Below are 16,991 nucleotides of genomic sequence, written 5' to 3' on the forward strand. Positions count from 1 at the left end.
AGACAACTACACTAACTGCTATTTCTATGCAAACCACCGGGCAACGCGCGGGCTTGTTTTTGTTTCTGATCGGCTTCGCGCTGTTCGTCGGTACGCTGACGCTTAGTCAGTACCGCCTGACCGATCAGGTGCTGGCGAAAACGGCGAAGAAAGAGCAACTGACTGACCTTCGTACCGCTACAGCACCGATACTGGGAAAGCTATACGGCTCGTCGTTTGGGTTCGTCGGTGATCTAAAAGCGGCCGTCGGGCAGTTGAACAGTGGCTATCAGCAGGCGAAGCAGTACGACAAACAGATTGGCAGCGACTTTATTTTTCAGACGACGAAAGCCGCCAGCACAGGCTTTTTCCCAGCCCATAGCCAGTGGTTTTTCTGGGCGAGTCTGCTGCTGTGCGTCGGCGGGGCTCTGCTGTATTTTCTGCCGGAACGACGCACACTGCCGGGCATTAAAAACAACGGCGTCTTCCACAACCCGGCCACGAATCGGGGCTGGATCGGCATTATCGTCGGTACGTTCTTGATCGGCTTTTACGTCGTACTGTATTTCTACCCCGAATACCTGACCAACTGGACGCTGCTGTTCGACCCGCTGAGTCGGCTGGTCAACGGTGGTCCGGCGAGCCAATGGTTTGTGTACGGGTCGCTGTACACGCTGGCGATTCTGGTGATGGGCGTGCGGATGCTGGTAAAGTACCGGGGCAACCCCTACCAGCAAATCCGCACGGTGTCGGTGATGTTTTTCCAGCTCGCCTTCGCCTTCCTCATCCCCGAACTGATGGCCCTGTTCAACCAGCCCGCGCAGGACTTAAAAAATATGTGGCCACTCGACTACAGCTTTTACTTCGACTACCGCATCGACGAGAAAATCAAGGCCGGAACGTTCGGGCTATTTCTGCTCGTCTGGGGTACGGCACTCTGGCTGGTTGGCGTACCAATTCTGACGTACTTTTTCGGCAAACGCTGGTACTGCTCGTGGGTATGCGGCTGCGGTGGACTGGCCGAAACCCTCGGCGATCCCTACCGCCAACTGTCCGACAAACGACTGGTAGCGTGGAAGTTCGAGCGGGTCATCGTGCATTCGGTGCTGGCTTTCGCTGTCGTCATGACCGCGCTGGTGCTCTACACCTACGCCACCGGCCAATCCAGCCTGTTCGGTATTCTGGATTCGTACAGCCTGCGTTCGACCTACGGTTTTGCCATCGGGTCGGTCTTCGCGGGGGTCGTCGGCACAGGGTTTTATCCGCTCATGGGTAACCGCGTCTGGTGCCGGTTTGGGTGCCCGCTGGCGGCTTATCTGGGGCTGGTGCAGCGGTTCAAATCGCGCTTCCGCATCACCACCAACGGCGGGCAGTGCATCTCGTGCGGCAACTGCTCGACCTACTGCGAAATGGGCATCGACGTGCGGTGGTACGCGCAGCGCGGGCAGGACATCGTGCGGTCGTCGTGCGTGGGTTGCGGCATCTGCTCGTCGGTATGTCCACGCGGGGTGCTCAATCTGGAAAACGCCGACGAAACCAGCCGTCTGACTTCACCTAACCCAATTCTGCTGGGCAACAACAGCATCCACGTTCAGCCATGAGTCAGTTTCGCCTTCCCGCCCTTCTGACCGCTTGTCTATTCATAATTTGTCTGTCGGCCACGGCGCAGCGCGTATCGCCGGATGCCGATCAAACGCAGCAATATGCTATTGAAGTCGCCGGTATTCGCGTCGGCACGATGACCACCACCCGGCAGGCGCAAAGCAATCAGCGGGTGCAGTACACGCTTGTCAGTGACGTAAAAGCGAATCTGCTGCTGTACAAAGTGACCATTTATTACAAGGTGACGAACCTATTCGAGCGGGGTAAACTCGTCCGTTCCATCGCCGATGTTCAGACTAACCGGGGCAACTTCCTGACGCAGACACTGTGGACGGGCGAGCACTACGCTATCGACGCGGAGCAGTACAAATGGTCATATAAAACTGCTGACCCAAAACCGATCACTTACGCGATTACGAACCTGTTTTTCAGCGAACCGGTCGGTATGAGCAGCGCCTTTGCTGAATATTTCGGAGACTATGCCAGCCTGTCGCCCAACGGCAACCACACCTATCTGGCCCGGCGCGACGGGCGGGTGAATACGTCTACGAAAACGGGCAGCTGGTACGGATTATCAAGAAGAACCCGATCAAGAACTTCATTATTCGCCGAATCTGACCGCGCTGGCTATCGCTTAACGAGCCGGGGCTGACGGTACAGTCGGTAAGCCGCCCACGACAGACCCAACCCTGCCAGTACACCAACCACCATGCGCTCGTGGTGCCGAATGTCGGTAAGGATCGGTTCGGCCAGCCGAATCAAATTTGCACCAGCTAGCCCGATCAGCAGCGCCCAGACCAAACCGCCCAGTACGTTGAGTAACAAAAACTGGAACCACGAATAACCCGACGCACCCACAGCCGCCGGAATAACAATCCGCAGTCCGTAGAGCGCCCGAAAGCCCAGCACGAGCACGGCCCCATAGTCGTGTAACAGACGCTGCACCCGGCTGAATCGCTGCCGCCAGCGCGGTCTTCGGGTCAGAAACTGCTGCCCGTAGCGCTGCCCGACGTAGAAGTAGCCCTGACTAATCAGCACCGACGCCAGAGCCGCTAATCCGATCACGAAGGGCATGGAAAAGTAACCCCGGTGCGCCAGATAAGCACCGGCAATCAAAAAGGCTTCGCCTTCTAACAACACCCCAAAAAACAGGATGGGGTAGCCATAGGTAAGCATCAACTCCTGAAACGACATACAGCAATCTACTAAACAGGCATAGTATGCTCTTGGCCGGGCTGATTAAAATTTGATTATGATTTGCCGCGCTGCCCCGGCCAGTAAGTTGGCCTTCACGGGGCCAGTATTTCGCGAATCGACGTTACACCTTTGGTTCCCAGCCCTTTTCGTACGCGCGGCTCCAGAGTTTCTGGGCTTCCCTGTCGTTCTGAATGTGGCCCGTCTTGGGGTCGATGTGCAGGTCATGACCGACGCGCCAGGCAATGTTGCCGAGTTGCATAGCCACCACGCTCTTGTGCCCCGTCTCGACATCGCAGTTGGGCTTGCGGTCGGTGCGAATGGCATCCAGAAAATCAGCAACGTGCAGGCTGTCCATACCCAGGCTGGGGCTGGCGGTGTTGCGCCCCTGAACGTCGCTTTCGGCCGATGCTGACTTGACATCTTTCACCAGCTTACCATCCAGATCATAGACTTTGTAGCTGTCGCCACCCGTGTCCAGACTGCCTTTTTCGCCGTAGAAAATGATGCCCCGGTCGCGGTCCTCGATCTTCCGGCCGTTGGAACTGCGGCACTCCCACAGCAGCGACACCCGACCCGGATAGTCCATGATAATCAGCTGCGTATCGGGTGTTTGCCAGTCGTCTTTGAACTCGTACCGACCGCCTACTGAGCTAACCCGCGTGGGAAAATCGACGCCCAGCCCCCACCGCGCCACGTCGACTTCGTGGGTGCCGTTGTTGAGGGCTTCGCCGGTTCCCCAGTGCCAGAACCAGTGCCAGTTGTAATGAATCAGCCCGTCCTGATACGGCTGGCGCGGGGCCGGTCCCTGCCAGAGATCGTAGTCCAGCCAGGTGGGTACGGTACCGGGTTTGACGAACGTAGATGAGCGTTTGTTGGTGTACCATGTTTTGGCCATGTACACCCGACCGATGACGCCGTTGTGCAGTTCTTCAATGCCCTTCGTCAGCGTCGGGGCCGACCGGCGTTGCGCGCCCATCTGCACCACGCGCTTGTACTTGCGGGCCGCTTCCACCGCCAGTTCACCCTCGCGCGGGTTGTGGCTCAGCGGCTTCTCGACATACACGTGCTTCCCGGCCTGACAGCCCATAATCGTCAGGGGCGAGTGCCAGTGGTCGGGTGTAGCGATGTAAATGGCGTCGATGCTTTTGTCTTCCAGCACCCGGCGGCAGTCTTTTTCCGACTTCGGTTTCGCCGTCGCGTTTGCTTTCTGGATGGTCTGAATGGCCTTCGGAATGGCCCGCTCGTCGACGTCGCAGACCGTGCCGACTTCCGTGTTTTTCTGGATAGCAAACGTGCCACCCATCCCGTCGCCCCGGCTGTTGACACCGATCGTCGCGACCCGGATCAGGTCATTAGCCCCGACGATGCGGTTGTAACTGCGGGGGCTAAACCCCACCAACGCGCCCCCAACTACGCCAGCGGCTGTTTGTCTGATAAACTCACGTCTGTTCTGCATACGGCTATAAGTTCCACCAGTAGGTCCATTTAATCACCAGCGCCCGATTTTTTACCGATAAAAAGCCCGGCACGTCCTGCCCGATCTGTGCCGAACCCGGCAGGTAATTGTCAGTGTAGACAAGGAAGAAATCGGACGCGGGTTTATACCGCCATTGCACCCGGGCGTTGACGTTCATGTTCTGCTGTTGCTCGTTGTACTGCACAAAGGTGGTGAGGTACAGCGTGTTGGTCAACGTCACGTCGAAGCGCGGACCGACCAGCCAGAAGTTGGTTCGACCCCACGGCTGCGGCAGTTGGATGGCGTTGTAGCTGGCACTGGCCGCCAGGCTCACGTACGGCTGAAAGCGATAGCCCAGGTCGGCCGTTACGTTCAGGCGCGTGCCGTTGGCATAATAACCGCCGTAACGCGTCGCCAGGCCATATGTAAACAGGCTCTGCGGCTTGGAATCGAAGTCGGTGCCCCAGGCCGTCCAGCGGTGTTCGGTGCCGGTCGCCAGCGTCGGGCGGCCGGAATTTGTTGGATCGAAGGGTTGCAGCAGCCGCACGTAGTCGGTCGCGACCCAGCCCGTAAAGACGCTTTTGCTGCGAAACGTAATCGTGTACGACAGCACACTTTCGTTGTCGCTCTGCCGCCCCGCCGGGTCGAAGAAATAAGTGGAGTTGGCCGTTGGGCCGTGGCTCAGCACAGGGCCACCCGTTGGTAGAAACGTATAACCGAGCGTACCGATGGCCCGTTCGTAGCCCCGACGCGGCACATAGCCCGCTTCGGCAGTGTAGTTCTGCCCAACGGCTTCCAGCTGCGCCCCAATCAGCCACTGCCGACTGAAATATTGCAGGTTAGCCGCATACACGGCATTGTCATTTCCACTACCCGCAGCGGTCGCTTCGGCGCTGCCCGGTGTTGGTGGCGCGTTGAACGAACGAATGTACAGCACCTTCCCCGACCACAGATTATTGGCCGACGCTAGGTTATACTCAATACCCAGATTGCGATTGTACTGCGAATAAACGGGCAGACTCACCGCCGGAGCAGAACCCGCCGGGACACCCTGCACGTCCGGCTCGTGGTAGCCGATGGATTGTTTGTTGACGAACAGCACCCCGATGTTCGACCGGGCAAACACGCGCCGTTGCAGAGCCAGCGCGGCAAAATTCTGCGCGGGCAGGCCCGTTTCGTTCACAGCTCCGGTCTGCATATCCAGCACGCCCAGTCGCCAGTCTTTGTTGAGCTTACCACTTACCCGCGCCCCAAACCGGATCGGCACCCCACCCAGCCCAATGCGCCGACTGAAAAATGGTCGGATCGTTGAATAGCCGAAGTTGGCGAACTGATCACCGTTCTCCAGAAAGAATTGTCGCCGTTCGGGGAAGAACAGTTCGTACCGGTCAAGGTTCGTCACCTGCTGATCGACGTCGACCTGTGAGAAATCGGGATTAACCGTCAGGTCCAGATTGAGCGACGACGTCAGCGCAATTTTGGCGTCGAGCCCCGCGCTGAACCGGTTGCTCGTGGGGGCGGTCGTTTGGTAGTCGCGGGTCATGCCGCCCAGCGCGTACGGAATCAGCGAGATGTTCGGCCCCGGCTGCGGTGGCGGCTGATCCCACACCAGCACACCCGTCAGCGCCAGCGACGCCGTGGGAAACTGCCGCTGAATGGGCGTCCACGACGATTTTTCGGTGGTTTTCAGATCAAGCCGACTGAAGTTAATTCCCCAGCGGGTGATGCCTTTTTTGTAGCGGAGCGTCTTGAAGGGAATGGCCATCTCAAGCACATAGCGATCAGGATAGTTGCGCACCACCGACGTCCATTTGTTATCCCAGCTCAGGTTGGCTTTACCGCCTTCGTAGAGCAGGCCATCCCACTGCGCCCCGGCCGCATTGGTCCCAAACGTAAAGCCATTGGTCTGATCGTCGAAGGTGTCGACAAAGAAGATGAAGTTATCGTTTTTGCCGAATGACCAGTCGCGTCGCAGCGATTCCACGATGTACGGACCCGGCACATTACCGTAGAAACAAACCGCGCTGAGGTACACCGCGTGGTCGTCGTAGGTCATCCGCACCTCCGTCCGGACGTTCGCCCGGCTGGTGTCGGCGGGCAGCACCATCCAGAAATTGGTTGCGACATCGGCCCCCTGCCAAACCGGCTCATCGACCGTACCATCGACCACGATGGGCGATGTTGCCCGCTGAATACGAAGCTGATAGCCTTCGTTTTTCTTTTGCGCCAATCCCACTGTTTGCCCCAATAGCAGACAGGCCACCACTACCCGTAAAAATAAATCCACCAAATAAACTCGCTAGATACAATGCAGAAAGCACAATTCTGGGCTAAGTTACTACCTTGTTACCGCATTCTGCTGTAGTGGCATGCCGAGCTGTTTTCGGAAAAACCGATAAGCCCTTACCGCTTATATTAGCCCGTCGTCGCGATCAACTGTTGATAAGCTATAAGAAAGGCACAGATGCAAGTACAGGTACTCAACATGAATATCTATCGACTATTCTAATCAAGTGCTAGTAAATTAGGCGTAGGATACAAAACTGTTCACATCCCTTCAAAGTTCTGACTTCTGGCGCCCTGTGCCATACGAAGAGGCAATTTGGTCAGTCTTACCAAAATGTGGGTTCTAGTATTCAGTAGCCACCGCCGTACTTTATCCTGTGGCATACCGAGTATTATTGCTACATCAGGCATAGAATAAATGCCTGTTCCTAAGTCGAATAAGGATGTTTTTTTGAAAGTTACTTGTTAAGTGGATGTAGTATTAGATATGTAAACTACTGATGTAATAACGCAGTTCAATTACTCAGTTCTCCTTTCAGACCTCATCTGCAAAAGTAACCACGCTATAGTCAATACCCAAAGCATCAAAATGAGCTTTACCACATTGTATTTTTGCCCATTCAGAAGCTCTAAGCTTTAGTTCTTCTTTGCTACCCTTAGTCTCACGAACTAGATAAACTTTTTCGTCTTCCTCCTTTACAATAGCCCAGTCCGGGTTGTAATTACCTAGCGGAGTATTAATCTGAAACCAGCCCGGAAGTTTAATAAAAAGCCTGATATCTTGGCGTCTGCTCATGATCTCAGCAAACTCACGTTCAACATTAGAGTCTACCTCTATGCTATCGAAAATACTGTTATCTACATCCACCATATTGGCCAATGCACTTGTAACTTCTCGATCCTCAAATAAAAGCATTTCATAATCTCTACCATCAACACGTTCGTATTTTATACCATCTACCATCAAAGTGCGTAACTCGCTCATTATGGCATGTTGTGCCTGATCTAGAAATTGCTGAGGATTGTACCTTACTTCGTCGAGTCGACCCGATTGTATTAAAATGCCAGCCAACGTTCGACGAGTTAGGTCTGTCTTAGATTGAAGATAGCCCAATAAATCTGGTATAGTAACGGAAGCCACATCCTTAACTTCAGCTTCACGGACGCTCACCAATTGAGTTTCTAACCCTTCTTCAGTCACTGCAACCTTGCTTTTTTGAACGCTAATCCGGGAATACTCTAGTTTATCGCTGTTAGCTAGCTTGTTAGCAGCACGCTCAATTAGTGTGGGCGTATCATATTTAACAGCATACCGGGTACGATGCTTGATTCGATCCCACAAAGCTTTGAAATCTTCATTAAGCTTCCATCCAGATTTAAGAACAGCGGTTCGTGTTTCCTTCTTGTTCGTGATGCGTCCAGCAAAACTTACACCACACTCTTCTTCAATTTCAGTTTGAAGCTGACGAGCAAATTCATCATAATGTTCATTAGCTATAACGGTTAGACGGTTAATGCTTTCATCAAAACACCGCTCCCCGTTAGACATAACTGGTAAACGCAGACCACGGCCTATTTCCTGACGTTTTTTTACATCTGACTTAGTTTCGTTTAATGTACAAATCTGAAACACATTGGGATTGTCCCAGCCTTCACGAAGTGCTGAATGACTAAAAATGAAACGTAAAGGCTCATCAGGCGATAATAATCTTTCTTTATCTCGCATAATAAGTTCATATGCCTCATCGTCGGCAGATGTATCCCCTCGCGTATCTTTGGGTATTCCTTTATAGGCAGCAAAATAGCCGTTATGAACTTGTTCAACAGGTAATGGCTCTATCTCGCGGTATTTCGGCAGAACTGAAAGTTCTTTATATGCCTGCTCGAACCAATACCGAATCTTACCGTCTTCGGAAGCATAATTGACTACACGATCAATAAAAAACAGAGATAATACTTTAAGCCGTACGTTAGGTTCAGTAGTACCTGGTAATAGCTTTTTTATTTTTAATTCACGGTCCAGATGTTCGCGAATTGTTTCTTTTATCTGTATACGTAATACATCGTCGGTACGTCCGCCATGTGATTGGCCTACATATAGTGACAATCCGTTTGTAAAACTAACGTATCCATCAGCCGCATTGATTTCATCGACAATGTAATTTTGATAGCTAGCGCGTTCGCCGGACAGGCTAAATAAATCGGCACCGCTACCCTTAATTGAAAAGGCTTTCCGTTGCGGACCATCTTTTGCATTAAAATCAATTATCAGCTTGGCCGACACCTGAGTTTTTGTAGCACTGATACTCTGTATTTGAATAAAAGGCTGATTAAAATCAGGGTCATCTAGTACTGAACTTACATCGATTCGTTTGACTAATTTCAAGTCATAGGCTCGTACTGGATCTAACTTATAAACCTGATTGTATAAGTTACGGTGCGTGGCGGAATAGCGTAGTGTACAAATTGGGTTAAGACTAGCAATCGCACTTTTTGCCTGTTCGCTTTCCATATTCTGTGGCTCGTCCAAGACCACGATTGGACAAGCTGCCTGGATGAACTCAATGGGCCGCCGGCCCGATAGCTGATCACGCTCTTGGTGAATGACATTATTTGCCTGTTTATTGAACGCATCAATATTCATAACCAAAATCTGAAGGGTGTTACTCTGTGCGAACTGCCTTATTTTGGTTACTTGCTTTGAATCATAAACCCAGGCATCTACAACTACATTGTCATACAGTCCCCTAAGATGCTCACTCATTAAACGTAGGCTTGTCATGACGCCTTCCCGTATGGCTACGCTAGGCACTACAATGATAAATTTTGTAAAACCGTAACGCTGGTGTAGAGCAAACAGAGTGCGTATATATACATACGTTTTACCTGTACCGGTTTCCATCTCAACTGAGAAGTTTAATCCACTCAAAACTTCGCTTTCAGGTAGATTATTAACCTGTTGTACAGCTCGTAAGTTGGCTAGAAGTGTGTTTTCATTGATTGCTAGACGATTACCTAGACCTAACTCTGAAACTAATTCGCTGGCAACAGCCAACGTAAGTTCGAAGGTGCCAGCCTTTAACGGTTGACCCTCAAATAAATTGACTACCGATTCAATGGCTTCGCGCTGATAAGGCTGATTACTGTCGAATTTGATTTTCATTGCCTCAATGCTGTTCTAAAATTACTGTTTTTCGAACCTCAAGCCATTGCCTTACTGGCTCTGTATATGCTGGCCAAGTATGTGATTGAGCCGCTACGTCAATAAAGTGACCAAGTGCTCTTGAACGCTCACCACCAATATATTCTAAGGTTTTTTCTACTTTCTGCTTAGGTTGTATTTCTCCTGATGCTTCAGCAGCGGCCTTTAAAACTTGATCCGTTTGATCGTTAACACCCAAACTTATGCTCCGCACCATGTTATAGAGCATTTCTTCTGGGCATTTACGATCTGGTGAATTAAACGAGGTTAACAGATCTAGTGCTTGAGCTCTTCTGCGATCACCTAAACCACCTTGACCACCTTCGTTGCCCGTCAGTATTCTTTTGATTTGTGTTTTCCGTTCATCAAGCGTTGCATACTCATCTCCATCTAATACAAATAAAGTTTTATCGAGAGGTGTGCCGTCACTTTCTCTTTTCAATATAAAAGCTGATGCGTAAGTAAAGCTATTAATTGCTGGTCCATAGGAAGAAATGGCTAGGAAGCGGGCAACATCAACTTGAAAGGCAAGCTTCTCAATTATTGCTTTTGCCATGTCATCTTCACAAAAAATTTCTAAATCTTTAATAAGTGTTCCTGTTAGTCGCGCTAACGCTTCTGGTTTAGTGTCGTTAAAACATAAAGTCTTATAAGGCGCAACTAAACTATGATACAAATGCCTCACTGCTATATAGTCGCTGAAATCTACATCTGTTACGCTTTCTCGGTGAGTCGTAAAGATAATTTGTAGACTCTTAGACAAGGCATACTCTTTTAACACCTTTAATAATCTGTTTAAAGCATCTGTGTGAAGAAGAAGATCAAGTTCATCAATTAATATCAATGCGTACTTTCCCGCTTTTTCAAGAGTTTCAATTAATTTAAATAATCGCTGTTCACCAGCTCCCATTGATAAAGAGGAATAATTTATTACTCCATATTTTACTCCGAGAAGCGAACGTTTGCCACTCAACTGATTTATGTAGGATTTGCTATATTCTCGTTTCAGAATTTCTCCTACTTTTTTGCGAATTTTCTCTGATTGAGCATCAACTTGGTCTTTCGTCTTATACTTAACGTTTTTTAGAATACGTTCTTTTTCTATCTCTGGGACAGATTCTTTCACTCCGACATAGTAAGTTTCCCGGTGAGGTTTACTTTTAATTTTAGGTAACCAATACCTTATGCTCTTACTAATTGTTAATTCCTCACGATTCTCTTTCGCCCCTGTGCGATAAGTATGTGTGATTGATGCTTGTGAACTACTCCAAGTACCGTCAGGAGTACTTGGAAAAAAATTCACATATTGCCATTCTTCACCTTGTACTATTTGGGTACTTCCTGTCCGAACATTTGTAGGTTGGAAACTCGAAGCCAACAGATGTAATATAGTCGACTTACCAAAGCCATTGGGGCCCATTATGGCTGTTAATGGCTTATCATCTTCAAACACTATCCGCACATCAACCAAACTTTTTAGCCGCTTTATCTGCATACTAATTAGTCGTTGTTGAGTAATCTGAACTGGTGGTTGGTTTGTCTGTGCCAATGCTTAAATAGTCTTTAACATTATACTATTCATCTGCGCTTCTAAAACGGCATTCGTTTTTAGCGAATCATTGCCATTAAAGGCACTATCAAGGCAAATAACTAACTTAGGTCTTTGTCGCTTTGGTGAGGATATTGGACGAAGAATTTCATTCAGCATCTCCATTGAAAGGCGTGTTACCAGACAAACGATAATACTTCCTTTCTCAAGGGAATAAACATAATTATTTGCGATCAATACCTGATCAATTTTTGTCTCTAATGGCAACCCAGTCTTCAAAATAATTTCGTAAAGTCGATCTTCATCGGTCCGTCCCGGTTCTAGATTATCTGCAAACATTGCTAGTTGTTGGACCAGCGTATGGGATGAATCGCTTTGTTGCCAAATCTTAAAATTACTTGAATCTAGTTTCAAAGCACGAAATCCTAGTCGTTTAACTGATTCCGGGTTAAAATTGAGGCTTCTATCTCGAACTTGATTTAATTTATGGATTACTTTACGAATACGTTCACGAGTTATGTGAGCTATAGTTGGATAATTTGGTTTATCAGTTCCCTCATCTAATTGTACAAGTATAAACCGACGATTACCCCCATCTTCATTAGCTTCCAAAACAGCTTGAGCAGTAGTGCCGGACCCTGCAAAGAAGTCCAAGACGATATCGTTATCTAACTCATTAGTTATCTGTGTAATCAAGAGCTTAATAAGCGCCGAGGGCTTGGGAAACGAGAAATTACCATCACCAAGTAATTCGTTCACCTCCTTTGTACCTTCTCCTGTCGTAATTGATGTAATGACAGAAGAAAGGTTTTTATTCAGACTATCCATTTCGTGTAGGAAGAGTTTATGCCTTGGCCGACCATTGTCTGAAGGAAATAGCACTCGTCCCTCTGCTATCTTTTTAGACATTGTCGAAGGTTCATAACGCCATCCTTTAGGTGGTGATTCGAATATTCTGCCTGTCTCTGTGTCTATTAAGTCATAATGAAGGTTTGGTCTTTGTTCTTTCGTTGCCAGACCTGTCATATCAGCACTGCGCCAAGGCCCACGAGGATCATTGTCTGGATTACTAAACTTATTAACATCTTTTTCTACCCCCGAAAGATGGCACTCTCTGACCTCCTATATGATAAAATGTATTCATGATCAGTTGACAGTCCTGTTTTAGCTCGAGTATCTTCACTTCGGCGAGATTTCCAAATGATTTGTCCAACGAAATTCTCTTCGCCAAAAACTTCATCCATTAGCAGGCGCAGGTTTGGTACTTCATGATCGTCAATAGAGACAAAGATTACTCCATCTTCTTTCAATAGATTCCGAGCCAGAAATAGACGTGGATACATCATAGAGAGCCAGGCAGAATGATAACGTCCATTCGTTTCTCGGTTTGTCGAGGTCGCCGTGCCCTTTTCTGTTTGCTGTTTGGAATAGCGCAGGTAATCGACTAATCCCTCCCGGAAATTATCGGGATAGATAAACTCATTGCCCGTATTATATGGCGGGTCAATGTAAATTAACTTTATCTGCCCGTGATATGACTTTTGCAGAAGTTTCAGAATTTCAAGGTTATCACCTTCCAGAATCAGGTTATCCGTGGTGTCCCAATTCTGGCTTTCCTCAAACTGCGGCCGCAGCGTACCAATGCTTGGGGTTTGCACATTACGAAATGCTTCTCGTTTACCCGCCCATGTTAACCCATACCGTTCAGGCGACTCATCAACTACATCACCTAAAGCGGCACGTAATTTTGAGAAGTCGACCTTACCCTCATTGAAAATTTGAGGAGTTGCTTGGAGTAGCTGGTTAAGCAATTCTTGAGTCAAATCTGGAGAGGTAAGAGGTAGTTTAGTAGCTTGTATACTGGAGTGTTGGGATTGCATTTGGATAGCGGTATTGAAAGTGACTCGATGTCAAAATCTGGATGTTAAGTAAGTGACCCAGACCTACCTGATGAAAGGCAAGATAAAATTTTATGAATGTTAATGAATAGAAAAAGAATATATACTCTCAATTGCCAAAATGTATTGCCATTTGTATTGCAACCAAACAAAAAAAGCACCTACAAAAGTATTGTAAGTGCTTAATTTTTAATGCTCCCGAAGCTGGGCTCGAACCAGCGACCCTCTGATTAACAGTCAGATGCTCTAACCGACTGAGCTATTCGGGAGTGTTGTCGGTTATTGTGGTGCAAAAGTAGTGCGTAGTGCGGTTCTACGCAAGCGATCGGACTAAAAAATGTTGACCAAAATCGCCTTTCTGCATGCCCCAGCCGGTATCAGGCTGAGTGTCAGCGGGGCGGGTTCCCCATCGGTGGGTTGCCAAATGCGTCGGGGCGGTGGCTCGGGACGTTGTTCAGGATAATCTCCTTGATGCGCCGGGCGTCGCCCTTGGTGAAATTGCTGATAACGATCTCCGGCCGGGCACGGGGAATGATCCGGACGGTGCAGAAGAAGATGCCGTTGTCGATCTCGACGCCCGATATGTCGGAGTAAAAAACAAAGTTGTCGGTGCCGCCGATCAGTTTACGAACGCGGAAGGTGACACCCTTGTCGCTGAATTCGACTTCGTCGCGGGTGATCGGGTCTTTAAAGCTGCTGGAGCGGAATGTTTCGTTGGGCATGCGATTGCTGGTTTAACGTTTCTGGTTCAACGTTTAAAGTTGTTCGCTACGGGCATTTGCTGACCCCGGAGCAACTTTGAACCTTATACATCAAACTGTAAACTTATTTCTTCGGTACGTAGATTACTTTTTTGGTTTCGAAGAAGGGTTCCTCGAAATAGTCGGAGAGGTCGTAGACGCGGTAGCGGTCGGGTACTTCGGCCAGCTCTTCGGCGAGGTCGCCCCCTTTGAGGTACAGAACCCCGTTGGGGCGGTCGTTGTTGCCCGCCTTCACGATTTTATAACGTACCCAGCCCAGAAACGGCTTTAGCCGCGTCACGGCCCGGCTCACCACAAAGTCGTAGGTCGTGTCGAGCTGCTCGACCCGAGCCTGCTCCGCTTTTACGTTTGTTAGGCCCAGCGCGTCGGCTACGCCCTGCACGACCTTGATCTTCTTGCCAATGCTGTCGACAAGGTGGAAGTCGGCCAGGGGGAAGAGAATCGCCAGGGGGATGCCGGGAAAACCGCCACCCGTGCCCACGTCCAGAATCTCGGTACCGGGCTTAAACTGAATGATTTTGGCGATACCCAACGAGTGCAGTATGTGCTTTTCGTACAGGGCGTCGATGTCCTGCCGGGAAATGACGTTGATCTGCGCGTTCCACTCGCGGTACAGCCCATCCAGCGCAGCAAACTGCTCTTTCTGCTGCGGGGTCAGGCTGGGGAAATATTTTAGTAGTAAGTCGATGTTCATGCGAATACAGGGCGCTACCGCCAGTCGTAGGTTTTCTGCCGTCGGCGCAGGCCCGTTTTTAGTCCCGCCAGCCCGTAATACATACCCAGCATCAGGTCCATAGCGGGTATCAGCAGCCAGTGAACGGTATGGCTCAGCCGATAGCTGATGCGCCCAACGATGCCCCAGAAGAGCAGCAGCCGCGCAGCAAACAGGCCGATCGTACCCCACAAAAGTAGCCATTCGGTCGGCGTAAACGACGGGTCGACCCGCATTTTCACCAGCACAGCCACGCCCGTTGCCAGGGCCAGTAACCACGTCAACACGTGCGACCCGACCAGCAGCCCCAGCCGGATTTTGTGGCCCGTCCGGTAAAACTTGCCGACGTTCAGGTGTCGCCGTTTCTGAATCCGCCAGGCCGACCAGGTCGTTTTGGGTTCCGACCACATAAACGAGTCGGGGTTGAGGCAAACGGCGGTGTTGCGGCCCGTCGCGACTTCGTTGATGAACAGATCATCGTCGCCCCCCAGCACGTTCATATGCGAATAGAAGCCCCGGTTGTCGAAAAACGTTTTCGTGCGGTACGCCAGATTCCGTCCCACGCCCATGTATGGCCGACCCGCCAGCGCCAGCGACAGATACTGCACGGCGGTAAACAACGTTTCGGAGCGAATCAGGAAGTTGAGCAGACCGGGGCGGTAGGTGTAGGGTGAAAAGCCCAGCACAATGGCTTTGTCGGGGTTGGCCAGCGAGGCCACCATCTGCGCCAGCCAGCCGTCAGACGCCGGGCGGCAGTCGGCATCGGTGAGCAGCACGGTGGGGTACGTCGCCTTTTTGAGCGCGATCGTCAGCGCGTATTTCTTCGGTGTGATGTGTTCCGGCTCGGTGTCGATGCGCAGAAACCGAACGTGTTTCAGATCGGCAATGGCGTTTTCCAGAAATTGGCGGCTCCCATCGGTCGAGCGATCGTCCATGACCAGCACCTCGAATTGCGGGTGCTGCTGGGCGTTGAGCAGGGGTAGCAGTTCGGTCAGGTTTGCCAGTTCGTTGTGCGCGCAGACGACCACCGTTACACCAGCAGCCCTCGGCGTGGCCGGGGTCGGGTCGGGCGATCGAAACGCGGTTCGGGTAAAGACAAACAGGACGTAACTAAGTTGAACGGCCAGCATCAGCAGCCAGCCAGTCAGGAGAATACTAAGCACAGTGTCGGTAATGGTTGAAACGTAGGCAGATACGGTTGGGCGCGCAAAGATACGGAAAGGCAAACCTTGTCATACGAACGCCAGCCCGTAGCTTTCGGGTCGTACGCCGTCCTGCCAGCAACCAATGCCCAGCCCAATACTACTCCGCAACCGACTCACCTACGGCGCCCTCGCCATCGCTACCCTGTTGACTGGCTTCGCATCCCGACGCTTGCTGGGCAATTACTCGTTTGTCCGGCTGTACGTCGGCGACAGCCTGTGGGCCTTGATGGTCTTTTTCGGCATCGCGTTTCTTTTCCCCCGCCGGTCGACGCGTACGGTCGCACTGGTAGCCCTCCTGTTTTGCTTCGGTATCGAACTGAGTCAGCTATACCACGCGCCCTGGATCGACCGGGTGCGGGCCACGACGCTGGGCGGCCTGGTACTGGGGTTTTCGTTTGTCTGGAGCGACCTGATTTGCTACACCGTAGGCGTGGTGGTCGGTGCAGCCATCGACGGCTGGTTTGTCAGGCGGAGATTGGGGTAGGTATGGTATGTTTCGTTTTAGCTGTGTGGCTGTTACCCCCCGTCCCCCTGAAGGGGGAGAAGTCACCGCAACAAAGGCCAAGTCCTCACCCCCTTCAGGGCGGTCCGACGGGTCGGGACGGGGGGTAGAGGGATTGGGAATTGAGGGCCCGTTGAGCCGCAACCTCTACCCCGTTTCGTCGTTTACGTAAAAAATCATGAGTACCAACGCAAAAACAGTTCAACACAGAGTCACAGAGAACGCAGAGTTTTAATTGACCGACAGACCATGTATTGCTGTCAGTTTACCGTTACGCTCTCTGTGGCTCTGTGTTGAGCTAGTTTTAATTCATTACTAACAACCAATGACGCTCGACCTGACTGGTATCAACACAAAAGTCGGTTTTCACCACCTGGCCAAAACTGAATTGCCTTTTCCCGACTGGTACGGCGTCAGTTGGGACGCGTTCTGGGACTGTGTGATTGCCGCTGCCCGCGATGAAATGCCCCAGCAGGTGATCATAACGAACTGGGCCGAATTTGCCGAAGCCTGCCCCCGCGACATGCAGATTCTGCGCGAAATCATTGCCGATTATAACAAGGAAATGGCCCCAAAATACATGGAGCTGGCCTAGCCATACCGGCACATACTGCCCCTGCCCTACCCGCCTTTTCTGCGTAC

At 50.7% G+C, this 16,991-nt stretch carries 14 protein-coding genes and 1 tRNA gene; 4 read left to right on the forward strand and 11 right to left on the reverse strand.

The window, feature by feature from the left end:
* Window positions 1-26 precede the first annotated feature (26 nt).
* Both HH216_RS02600 and HH216_RS02605 read left to right on the forward strand, forming a co-directional pair.
* Window positions 27-1,580, forward strand: a complete 1,554-nt coding sequence (locus HH216_RS02600) for a 4Fe-4S binding protein (protein ID WP_169549372.1) — start codon at window positions 27-29, stop codon at window positions 1,578-1,580.
* On the forward strand, window positions 1,577-2,233 hold the full coding sequence (locus HH216_RS02605) for a DUF6134 family protein (RefSeq protein ID WP_254448666.1): 657 nt from the start codon (window positions 1,577-1,579) through the stop codon (window positions 2,231-2,233). Before HH216_RS02600 ends, HH216_RS02605 begins: the two co-directional genes overlap by 4 nt.
* On the opposite strand, the gene HH216_RS02610 is transcribed toward HH216_RS02605, so the two are convergent.
* The 11 genes from HH216_RS02610 to HH216_RS02660 form a co-directional block, all read right to left on the reverse strand.
* A complete protein-coding gene (locus tag HH216_RS02610) occupies window positions 2,209-2,775 on the reverse strand; it encodes a DedA family protein (RefSeq protein WP_169549373.1) in 567 nt (188 codons plus the stop codon). The genes HH216_RS02605 and HH216_RS02610 overlap by 25 nt on opposite strands.
* 124 nt (window positions 2,776-2,899) lie before the next feature.
* Complete coding sequence (locus HH216_RS02615; RefSeq protein WP_169549374.1) at window positions 2,900-4,234, reverse strand: Gfo/Idh/MocA family protein; 1,335 nt, start codon at window positions 4,232-4,234, stop codon at window positions 2,900-2,902.
* 4 nt (window positions 4,235-4,238) lie between these two features.
* Window positions 4,239-6,521 (reverse strand): carbohydrate binding family 9 domain-containing protein, encoded by a 2,283-nt coding sequence (locus HH216_RS02620; protein WP_169549375.1) that lies wholly within the window; start codon window positions 6,519-6,521, stop codon window positions 4,239-4,241.
* Between the two features lie 534 nt (window positions 6,522-7,055).
* Complete coding sequence (locus HH216_RS02625; RefSeq protein WP_169549376.1) at window positions 7,056-9,683, reverse strand: restriction endonuclease; 2,628 nt, start codon at window positions 9,681-9,683, stop codon at window positions 7,056-7,058.
* A gap of 4 nt (window positions 9,684-9,687) precedes the next feature.
* The gene (locus tag HH216_RS02630) at window positions 9,688-11,271 is read right to left on the reverse strand and encodes an AAA family ATPase (protein ID WP_169549377.1); all 1,584 of its coding nucleotides are present in this window, start codon (window positions 11,269-11,271) and stop codon (window positions 9,688-9,690) included.
* Between the two features lie 3 nt (window positions 11,272-11,274).
* Window positions 11,275-12,297: a DNA methyltransferase gene (locus HH216_RS02635; protein WP_169549378.1), complete on the reverse strand. Its 1,023-nt coding sequence runs from the start codon at window positions 12,295-12,297 to the stop codon at window positions 11,275-11,277.
* A 65-nt stretch (window positions 12,298-12,362) separates the two neighbouring features.
* Window positions 12,363-13,094: a site-specific DNA-methyltransferase gene (locus HH216_RS02640; RefSeq protein WP_169549379.1), complete on the reverse strand. Its 732-nt coding sequence runs from the start codon at window positions 13,092-13,094 to the stop codon at window positions 12,363-12,365.
* A 270-nt stretch (window positions 13,095-13,364) separates the two neighbouring features.
* Window positions 13,365-13,438: transfer RNA gene (locus HH216_RS02645), tRNA-Asn, on the reverse strand.
* 120 nt (window positions 13,439-13,558) lie between these two features.
* Window positions 13,559-13,891 (reverse strand): hypothetical protein, encoded by a 333-nt coding sequence (locus HH216_RS02650; RefSeq protein WP_169549380.1) that lies wholly within the window; start codon window positions 13,889-13,891, stop codon window positions 13,559-13,561.
* 103 nt (window positions 13,892-13,994) lie between these two features.
* Window positions 13,995-14,624, reverse strand: a complete 630-nt coding sequence (gene rsmG, locus HH216_RS02655) for a 16S rRNA (guanine(527)-N(7))-methyltransferase RsmG (RefSeq protein WP_174842695.1) — start codon at window positions 14,622-14,624, stop codon at window positions 13,995-13,997.
* Window positions 14,625-14,638: 14 nt separating this feature from the next.
* Complete coding sequence (locus HH216_RS02660) at window positions 14,639-15,805, reverse strand: glycosyltransferase (protein WP_254448667.1); 1,167 nt, start codon at window positions 15,803-15,805, stop codon at window positions 14,639-14,641.
* 124 nt (window positions 15,806-15,929) lie between these two features.
* On the opposite strand from HH216_RS02660, the gene HH216_RS02665 reads away from it, so the two are divergent.
* The gene (locus HH216_RS02665; protein WP_169549381.1) at window positions 15,930-16,331 is read left to right on the forward strand and encodes a ribosomal maturation YjgA family protein; all 402 of its coding nucleotides are present in this window, start codon (window positions 15,930-15,932) and stop codon (window positions 16,329-16,331) included.
* Between the two features lie 343 nt (window positions 16,332-16,674).
* A complete protein-coding gene (locus tag HH216_RS02670; RefSeq protein ID WP_169549382.1) occupies window positions 16,675-16,944 on the forward strand; it encodes a barstar family protein in 270 nt (89 codons plus the stop codon).
* The last annotated feature ends 47 nt before the right edge of the window (window positions 16,945-16,991 follow it).

This window comes from Spirosoma rhododendri (genome assembly GCF_012849055.1).
Lineage (GTDB): Bacteria > Bacteroidota > Bacteroidia > Cytophagales > Spirosomataceae > Spirosoma > Spirosoma rhododendri.